The 2,549-nt window shown below is 45.0% G+C and carries 1 rRNA gene; it reads left to right on the top strand.

Features of this window, described 5'->3' with window-relative positions:
- Window positions 1-1,313: 1,313 nt before the first annotated feature.
- Window positions 1,314-2,549 (top strand): 16S ribosomal RNA (locus AC1DWN_RS32340); the annotation flags it as partial.

Consider the following 2,549-nt stretch of genomic DNA (forward strand, 5'->3'; position numbering starts at 1 on the left):
TACTCTACTCCATATCAGTGCAGCTCTATTTATATAACTAATCAATTCGTTACATTTAAAAGAAGTTACGGACTTCTGATAATTCAATACTTATCTTTAATGGAGAAGAGGTTGTATCTTCTCGCTACAGCGATTCGCATGTATTAAACTCTGCGTGGCTTGGTTCGCTTGAGCTTATGAGTTTGTTGGGACAAAAGCAGAAAGCAGCAAAGTAGTCTCTCACAAGCGAGAGTGGCTGAACAAGCTTGTGGATCCGCAACTGCTTGTAGCGCCCGTTATGAAGCTAACAATAGCTAGTAAGGTTCAGACGTTGCATAACGCAGCACAACCACCTGAGAGTACATTCTTCAGGTATCCATGATCGGAAGAGACGGAACAATACTCGGACAGCCGCCTTAGTGAGAGTGGGAAGATTTTACGCTAATTCTATGCAATGCCTGGGATTCGGATTTATCATTGGAAGTGGCAATCAAGGACCTCGTCCTAGCGTATTATATTTGAGTTAGTGAATGCTTTTCGAAGGGCATTCCAATTGCTGATCTCCTTCGTATTCATGGCTATGTTATAGCGCGATGAAAGAGGCTCGTAACTCTGTTCAACATACGAAAGCACTGTTAGAAGCCAATTGGCAAACAGAGATAATAATAACTCATGGTTATTGTTGTAGATTACAAATAATATAATTGAAGCCCTTCACAATCCTATCAAGGAATATTAGCTTTGCCACTACTTAACTCGTAATTATTGTAAGGTAATGAATGAATTAAATGTAATCGGCACAATAAGCAATGAATTCGATGATTAGCTTAATTATCTTATGTTTACTCTATAGAAGCTGCTTGTATTATATTTGCTCCTTCTATTAGAAAGAAAAGAGCTGTTCATAATAGCATTGTTCTGTAGTGAGAAGATAAAACGTTGTACTACTGCAAGGAATGATCGTAATAATAGGGAGTTCTATGCAAGTCGTGCTGACTCAAGTAGATCTATGAGAGTCGATTTAAGTTGGACAGCTATCAACGTTTCGTTGATAAGGCTCAGTTAATAGTAAGTAATAGTTGATATTGAAGTACATTTATAGATACTTTATAAGGACAAACTGACTATATTGAAAGTTTTTTAAAAAGAATTTAAAAAAGTAGTTGCGCTTTAATAGGCATACGTGATATATTATTTCTTGTCGCCGCTGAGATAAACGGTAGACGACAAAGAAAAGATTGCTCTTTGAAAACTGAACAACGAGTATTAAACTGCCCTAACGATCCTAACGGATCATTAGAAAAAGCGATAAAAGATTGAGCAAGTCAAACACCAATTTGGAGAGTTTGATCCTGGCTCAGGACGAACGCTGGCGGCGTGCCTAATACATGCAAGTCGAGCGGATTTAGTTGAAAGCTTGCTTTCAATTAARTTAGCGGCGGACGGGTGAGTAACACGTGGGTAACCTGCCTTTAAGACYGGGATAACATTCGGAAACGRATGCTAATACCGGATAGGCGATTTGRTCGCATGATCGAATCGAGAAAGATGGAGCAATCTATCACTTAGAGATGGACCCGCGGCGCATTAGCTAGTTGGTGAGGTAACGGCTCACCAAGGCGACGATGCGTAGCCGACCTGAGAGGGTGATCGGCCACACTGGGACTGAGACACGGCCCAGACTCCTACGGGAGGCAGCAGTAGGGAATCTTCCGCAATGGACGAAAGTCTGACGGAGCAACGCCGCGTGAGTGATGAAGGTTTTCGGATCGTAAAGCTCTGTTGCCAGGGAAGAACGCTTGGGATAGTAACTGCTCCCAAGGTGACGGTACCTGAGAAGAAAGCCCCGGCTAACTACGTGCCAGCAGCCGCGGTAATACGTAGGGGGCAAGCGTTGTCCGGAATTATTGGGCGTAAAGCGCGCGCAGGCGGCCTTGTAAGTCTGTTGTTTAAACTCGGGGCTCAACCCCGAGTCGCAATGGAAACTGCAAAGCTTGAGTACAGAAGAGGAAAGTGGAATTCCACGTGTAGCGGTGAAATGCGTAGAGATGTGGAGGAACACCAGTGGCGAAGGCGACTTTCTGGGCTGTAACTGACGCTGAGGCGCGAAAGCGTGGGGAGCAAACAGGATTAGATACCCTGGTAGTCCACGCCGTAAACGATGAATGCTAGGTGTTAGGGGTTTCAATACCCTTGGTGCCGAAGTTAACACATTAAGCATTCCGCCTGGGGAGTACGGTCGCAAGACTGAAACTCAAAGGAATTGACGGGGACCCGCACAAGCAGTGGAGTATGTGGTTTAATTCGAAGCAACGCGAAGAACCTTACCAGGTCTTGACATCCAGCCGGTGACAAACCGGAGGAAGGTGAGGTGGGGATGACGTCAAATCATCATGCCCCTTATGACCTGGGCTACACACGTACTACAATGGCCGATACAACGGGAAGCGAAACCGCGAGGTGGAGCCAATCCTATCAAAGTCGGTCTCAGTTCGGATTGCAGGCTGCAACTCGCCTGCATGAAGTCGGAATTGCTAGTAATCGCGGATCAGCATGCCGCGGTGAATACG

The sequence above is a fragment of the Paenibacillus sp. P4_A7 genome, assembly GCF_056402455.1.